At 57.1% G+C, this 7,171-nt stretch carries 4 protein-coding genes; 1 reads left to right on the top strand and 3 read right to left on the bottom strand.

Annotated elements, in window-relative coordinates; translation table 11 throughout:
• Positions 1–208: 208 nt before the first annotated feature.
• Positions 209–2,290 (bottom strand): sigma 54-interacting transcriptional regulator, encoded by a 2,082-nt coding sequence (locus ABD971_RS09145; protein ID WP_345321372.1) that lies wholly within the window; start codon positions 2,288–2,290, stop codon positions 209–211.
• 484 nt (positions 2,291–2,774) lie between these two features.
• Between ABD971_RS09145 and ABD971_RS09140 the strand changes: the two genes are divergently transcribed.
• Entirely contained in the window at positions 2,775–4,139 is a 1,365-nt protein-coding gene (locus ABD971_RS09140) for a DUF1598 domain-containing protein (protein ID WP_339937693.1), read from the top strand.
• Positions 4,140–4,478: 339 nt separating this feature from the next.
• Here ABD971_RS09140 and tnpA read toward each other — a convergent pair whose 3' ends face one another.
• Together tnpA and ABD971_RS09130 are read right to left on the bottom strand one after the other, a co-directional pair.
• Entirely contained in the window at positions 4,479–4,946 is a 468-nt protein-coding gene (gene tnpA, locus ABD971_RS09135) for an IS200/IS605 family transposase (RefSeq protein WP_345321370.1), read from the bottom strand.
• Between the two features lie 559 nt (positions 4,947–5,505).
• Positions 5,506–7,080: a prenyltransferase/squalene oxidase repeat-containing protein gene (locus tag ABD971_RS09130; RefSeq protein ID WP_339937689.1), complete on the bottom strand. Its 1,575-nt coding sequence runs from the start codon at positions 7,078–7,080 to the stop codon at positions 5,506–5,508.
• Positions 7,081–7,171: the final 91 nt, after the last annotated feature.

Genomic DNA, 7,171 nt, shown 5'->3' with positions numbered 1-7,171 from the left:
ATTTGAATCCCATCCGGCAATCAATATCAAATCGATCGATTTGTGTAGACACCAATGCCCTTCGGGGAGGTCAGAGTCGGCGGTAGCCGGCTCTGGGTGGGGCTCGGAGTGTTAGAAATGGATCGTGCCAGCGTGGTTTCACAAGCCCTCCCCACACGGGAGGGTAAATTGAGTTTGCCCCATTCCCGCGATTGGTTACAGCTGGCAATCATGATTTGGCGAACCGTTTCAGTTTGCGGTCCAGCGTGCTGCGTTCGATTCCCAACATCGCGGCGGCGCGACTTTTGTTGCCGTCCGTGTGACGCAACACGCGTTCGATGTGCTGCTGCTCGAGTTCGGCCAACGTCATCTCGACCGCTGTATCACTCGACGCCGTAGCGTCTCCGCCCGCCGCAGAGGCCGGCGACAGGGCTAGATCGTTTTCCTCGATCACGTTCTTTTGATTTAGCACCACGGCGCGTTCGATCACGTTTCGCAATTCACGAATGTTGCCGGGCCAATGGTATTCGAGCAGTCGCTTTTGCGCTGCTTCGCTGATCGTTTCGATCCGGCGACCCATCTCGCGATTGAAACGGTCAAGAAAGAACTGGGCCAGCAACAAGCAATCACGTTGGCGTTGCCGAAGCGGTGGCACAATGATCTCGACCACGTGCAGACGATAGTACAAGTCTTGTCGAAATTTGCCTTCACCGACCATCGCTTGTAGATCCCGGTTGGTGGCGGCGACGACACGAACATCAACTTTGATCGGCTCGTGTCCGCCAACGCGTTCAAACGGATGCCCCTCGAGTACACGAAGTAACTTGGCTTGCAGTTCGGCATTCATTTCGCCAATCTCGTCAAGCATCAATGTGCCACAATCGGCCATTTCGAACTTGCCCCGCTTCCGCTCGGTGGCGCCCGTAAAAGCGCCCTTTTCGTGACCAAACAATTCGCTCTCTAGCAGAGTTTCGCTCAGCGCGGCACAGTTCAAACAGACCATCGGTCCTTCGCGGCGGTTGGATGCGTGATGCAGCGCGGCGGCGACCAATTCCTTGCCCACCCCCGATTCGCCTCGCACCAACACCGTGGCATGCGTCGGTGCTGCCAATTTGATTTTTTCGATGACGGCACGAATCGCTTCGCTTTTACCGACGATGCGAACTTTGTCGCCAAGTTGTTCTTGCAGCAACTCGGCTCTGCGGCGGCTGAGGTGAAGCGACTTGGCCAATCGCCGCTGGTCGGCGAGCCGTGAAACCGATTCGGCAAGGATTTCGGCCACCGCGACGACAACTTGCAAATCGTCACTGCTAAAGGGGCGAATTCCTGCGGCGGTGGTCATGTGAATCATGCCGAGGAAGCGATCGCGATGGTCGCGGATCGGGGCCAGGATGATGCTTTCGACATCGATCTCGCCACGGCTGTTCTTGGTCGCCAATTGGTCATCGCCGACGATATTGCGAGCCAACAAGGCGTGCCCGTTTTCGCCGGCAAGATTCTGCAGTAGCGTTTCGGGCGGCCGGCGGTAACTGCGGTCGCCGCTTTGCCGCGTCGCAACCAACGGGATTTCTGAAATCGAGCTGGGCGATACCGAGGATGGCGGAGTCGATCGTTCGCTGAGATAGACACCAGCGGTATCAAATTTCAAGCTGCCCACCAAATCATCTAGGCACGCCGCGACAGCGGACTCGGAATCCTCGAGGCGAGCGAGTGTGAATGCCAGTTTTAGCAAACGGCTGCGAACGCCCGGCGAATCGTCCCCAGCGGCGTTTCGTTCTGCGGCGGTTTTGGAGTCCGCGGCGTTTGCAGCGGACGCAGCGGTTCGCCCATGCAGATAGTCGCTGTGCCGCCGCCGATCGGTGATCGCATCGGCACTCATTTCCATCGTCAATTGGTCGTCGGTGGCTTGCGAGGCCGCGTCGTCATCATCGCTGGATGTCGTTTCGATGCCGCCGGTATGAATCGTGTGCGTGAACTGGATCGCAAAACCGGCGACCTCGATTTTGTCGCCATCACGAAGCGGGTGTGGCGCGGTGATCTCGATTCCGCCGACAAAGGTGCCATTGCGGCTGCCGAGATCTTCGATGAACCATGATCCGGTGGCGGTGGCGGTGGCGGTGGTGGTGGCGGCAACAGGCTGCGACGAGGCCGAGGCTTCTTGGGGGGCCGGATCGGCCCAGTAGATGCGGGCGTGCTGGCGACTCGCTTGGTGGCTGCGGATCACAATTTGGTTGGACGAAGCTCGTCCCAGGAAGGCTTCGGCCGGGGGGGCGAGGCGGAAGACGTCACTCCAGCGGCCGGCTGATTTCAAGACGAGGTAGGCACCAGGGTGGCGGGTGGCGGAGTTGTGGCCAGCCGGGTTTGTCGAGGATCCAGCCGGGTTTATCGAGGATGTCGTCTGCGAGGCTTTGGTGTTCAAGCGAATCCACTGCGATAGGAGAAGCCAAAAATGGAAAAGACCGTTGGCGTATCGATTATGATGATTGTGAACGCTGTGACGGAGTATGTAGAATGGCGAGCGGCAGGTTCTTAGCGTCTGCCACGTGCCGCACTCGTATTTTAGCGGAGAAACCGACTATTTGTGCGTTCACTGCGACAGGACTTCTGTTGCGATATGGATTTTCCGCAAGTATCCTGTGTATCGGTCACTTGCCGGACCGCGTTGCCATCCGTTGGATTGCATTTGCGGTTTTTAGTCCAAGGCATCTATTCTAAGCCACGAATATTCTAAGCCACGAACCATCCCCCGCCCAAAAACGCGAGCCGTTGTGCGGGATACCTCGGAGATCCACTCGATGGAATTCGGTCCACAACGTCTGTTTCGCTTTACTGCGTCTATCATCGCGGTCCTCTGCATGTCCGCCTCGCTGCAGGCGGGAATCAGTGGTCTCAACAACCGAGCGGTGGGAGGGGTGTTGATTGACGCCGAAGGTATTGTCCGCAACGCGACGATCGCGGAGCAACAAGAACTGTCCAACGCGGCCCGAGCGGCGCTCCGGCAAGCCGAAGGCGAGATGAATCAAGCGACCGAGATGCGGATGATCTCGTTAGCGAAATTGCAAAAACACCTGCAGGCGACTCGCGAAGCGGGCGAGCCGATTTCGAGCGACGTCGAGTTTTTGGCGGGACTGCAACGGATCGAGTACGTTTTCGTCGACCCCGACAACAACGACATCGTGATCGCGGGCCCTGCGGAGCCTTGGGAAATGCTCGATGACGGCAGTGTCGTGGGGACGAAGTCGGGAAAATCGACCATGCGATTGGCCGATTTGATCGTCGCGTTTCGCACCGTCGAAACCGCTCGCCGGGGCGGCATCAGCTGCTCGATCGAGCCGACTGCCGAAGGTCGCCAACGTCTGCAAAACGTGCTTCGCAACGTCAAGCTTCGCCCAGGCCAAAACCCTGCGATTTACGAGTCGGCGATGAAGCAAGCGTTTGGCCCCCAAATGATCCACTTGACCGGAGTGCCGCAAGACAGCCGATACGCTCGGATCCTGGTCGCTGCCGACTTTGAAATGAAGCGAGTGGCGATGGAGTTGGCTCCATCAAATGTCAACGGATTGCCCAGCTATTTGCAAATGTCCAAGAATAGCCGCCACAGCGCGGCTCAGAACCCACGTTGGTGGATGGCGTGCAATTACGACGCGATGACCAAGAGCGAAGACGCGTTGGCTTGGAAATTGTCGGGCCAAGGCGTGAAAACGCTGACCGATCAAGACTTGGTTGCCGCCGATGGCGACGTCAAAGCAGCAGGCCGCGTTGATAAAATCGCGCAAACCTGGGCCGAGACGATGACGCAGAAATATCCTGAATTGGCGAAGCAGATCCATGTTTTCGGTGACTTGCAAAACATCATGGATATGACCATCGCGGCCACATTGATCAGCCAAGAACGGCTCGATCAAAAAGCTGGCATCGATCTGTCGCTGCTAAAGCAAGAGAACGAAGCGGTCGAGCTGACCTCCTACGCGATCCCCAAAGCGTTGAACCCTCAGTGCAGTTTTGTGCGAGGCCGCAGTGGTTGGGTCGTGACGGCATCGGGAGGCGTCGACATCGACGCGTTCTCGGTGGTTGAAAAGCAAACCGTCGACGCCGCCGTGGCAACGAAACGAACGGAATCTTTGGCCTCGGCCAATGATCGTTGGTGGTGGAACCGCTAGACGCACCACGACAAGACTGAAACGTTAGCAACGCCCCCTCCGGCGACGGAAGGGGCGTTTTTTCGTAGGTGTCAGAGCCGCAGATGCCGCGTCGCCAGCGAGCTTTTCTGTTACCTCTCCCAGCTTCGCTGGGAGAGGTAACTTCTAACGCCTCAGGCTTTATGCCACCGCTGCTCTGCAGCTAAGACAAAAACGTCGCGATTACAGCCGCGGACGCGGCGACAGCATAAAGCCTCGGGCGTAAGCCCGAGGTCCGTTAGCGATACCCTCGCAAAAAGCTGGGGAGCAGCGACAGCGATCTCAGCTAAGACTGATTGGCCTTGTCTGCACTATCGAACCTCAACCAATCTGTTCTTCCTCGAATAGATACTTCTCATCAAACGTAATTTCGTGGCGTATCAACAATTGACGGTATTCGTCTCGAAACGACATCCGTTTGTGATGCTGCTCTTGATTCTGGATATAGTTTCGCACTTGTTTGACATTCGACGCGCTGACGCTGAACGCTCCGAACCCCCGTTGCCAAGCGAAGGGAAAATTTGGCTGGAATGTTTCATTGATCCACTTTGACGAATTGGCCTTCGTGATTCGCAGCACATCCGAGATTGCAAGTGTGGGGCTAAGTCTTGCCAAAATGTGGACGTGATCGGAGATGCCGCCAATCTCGATCAATACCCCCTTCTGTTCCCGGATCACACCGCCGATGTACTCGTAGATTCGAGGAGACTTGTCCGCCCGAATGAGATTGCGTCGATATTTCGTGCTGTACACGATATGAAACAGTAAATTTGTATGCGTGTTTGACATGACAATTTTTTTTGCTGTCGCCGCATCCGCGGCTTTGCGTCGGAAGGTTGCTGTTTCACCTGAGGCTGACGCCTCAGGCTTTATGCTACCGCTGCTCCGCAGCTAAGGCAAAAAACGATGTCATCCCAGCCGCGGACGCGGCGACAGCATAAAGCCTCGGGCGCAAGCCCGAGGTCCGTTAGCAAGACGCACGGCCGAAAAGCTGCGGAGCAGCGACAGCGCCCTCAGGCTTTATGCTACCGCTGCTCCGCAGCTAAGGCAAAAAACGGTGTCATCCCAGCCGCGGACGCGGCGACAGCATAAAGCCTCGGGCGCAAGCCCGAGGTCCGTTAGCGAGACGCACGGCCGAAAAGCTGCGGAGCAGCGACAGCGCTCTCAGGCTTCATGCTACCGCTGCTCCGCAGCTAAGACAAAAAACGTCGCGATTACAGCCGCGGACGCGAAAAAACGTGCTAGCTCGACTGGGTGGCACCCCGCCGCGTCACTATCAAAGGCCGCGACGAAACTGTTGGCGAGTTTCGCTACCTGGATCGCGACGGGGTGAAGCCGGGAAAACGACTTACAGAGGGAAGTCGTCTTCGGCGGCGTTGTCGGCGTACAGCGGCATGTGGCGGTAATAGACTTCCAACATCATCGTTGCGAATGATGTGGAAGCCAATCGGCCGCCATCTTTGGGACCGTGGCCCCCTTTGGGGAAATGCCAACTGCCCTTCGCTCCGCCGTCTTGCGATTGAGTTTCGACTAACCAATCACGCATTTCGTTGTTGAACTTGTCCCATTCCGCACCCCCAAATTGACGCAGCACTTGGGCGGCGTAGTAATCGTAGTAGATCTGGTCTTTGCGGAATCCAATCTTGGCGACTTCTTTCACGCCTGCGACGATTCGTGGATCGGTCTTTGACCACCCGGTGTACATTCGGCACAACACACCGACCGCGGTACAGGCCGGTCGAACTTTGGCCGAGGGGCTGGCGTAGCCGTAGGTGGCCCCGTTATTGGATTGGACCTTGTCCAAAAACAAAACCGAACCTTGCACGGTGGTAGGCGGCACGAGCAAGTGCCCCATGTGAGCACTCTTCAGCGCCATCACTTGCCAACCCACCACCGACGTGTCACCGCCATCGGGTTGTTGCGGTCGATAACGCCAACCTCCATCGCGACATTGGGCGTAGACGATGAAATTGATTGACGCTTGGGCTGGCATCGCCAATTCGGGGTCGCCGGTCATCGCGTAAGCTTCACACAACGCAATCGACGCCAAGCCGTGCGAATACATTCCGTTGCCCGCACTCTCGGTCAAATCGAGCACGGGCATGCCGTTTTTCTTACCGAGTTTTCCGTTGCTGATCAGGAACTTGAGTCCGCGATAGACGTTCTCGCGAAAGTCGCCTGATTTGTGGGTTTGGCCAGCGCCCATGAACGGCAATAACGCCATCGCGGTGGCGGCATTGACCGCACCGGCACGTTTCGGTTCGCCGGGATCACCACAGCGGTTGTTACAAGCGACGTTGTGCTGGAACGACCAACCACCGTTGGGAAATTGGTGGCGTGAGAACCATTTCAGCGCTTCCGTGACGGCCGCTTCGCTACTGGCACTGCCTCCGTAATCACGCAGCAGTTTCTTTTTCATATCCGCGCTGCGGCTGCTCATCGGGGCGCCCGAAACGGACGACAACGTTTGCAGCGACGTCGCGGCGGGAGCCATATCCGATGCCATCTCGCCCATGTCGATCGCCACTTCGGCAATTTCGATCGACTCGACCGACGTCGTCGGCTCAGGCATCTCGATTTGTTCGCTGGTGTCGACGGTTGTTTCGGTGATCTCTTCCATTTCAGCCACCTCGCCCGGATCGAGCTGCTCGATCGCAAACTCCTCCATTTCCGGACCCTCTTCGGCGGTGGCTGACGCCGACAATACGTTGACGATCTTGACCGGATCGGCAATCGAAACCAATCCAAGGACCAACAAAATGATGACGTGAACAAACGTGCTGACAGCCCAAGCGGGCATGGCGTTGAAGATCAAAAATCGCCGTCTCGAATTCGGCTCCTCATACACATCGTCCTCGACCATCGCGTTGGGGATGAGCGGGTCAGAAGGATGAAGTTGATTTGGATCGGTGACAGACGCCATGGAAATCGCGTTCCCTACGTTTCAATTAACTGACATGAAAGAGCGGAATCGAGCCGGATGATGAAGATGCCGCGAGAGGTCGGTGTCGCTT

This window comes from Novipirellula rosea (assembly GCF_039541335.1).
Taxonomy (GTDB): domain Bacteria; phylum Planctomycetota; class Planctomycetia; order Pirellulales; family Pirellulaceae; genus Novipirellula; species Novipirellula rosea.
The sequence above is the reverse complement of the archived record's forward strand: the minus strand, read 5'-3'. Positions and strand labels throughout refer to the sequence as shown.

Bases quoted from the DNA above. Each gene is read 5' to 3' on its own strand.
- ABD971_RS09140 (WP_339937693.1), top strand. From the start codon at position 2,775: ATGGAATTCGGTCCACAACGTCTGTTTCGCTTTACTGCGTCTATCATC.
- tnpA (WP_345321370.1), bottom strand. From the start codon at position 4,946: ATGTCAAACACGCATACAAATTTACTGTTTCATATCGTGTACAGCACG.
- ABD971_RS09130 (WP_339937689.1), bottom strand. From the start codon at position 7,080: ATGGCGTCTGTCACCGATCCAAATCAACTTCATCCTTCTGACCCGCTC.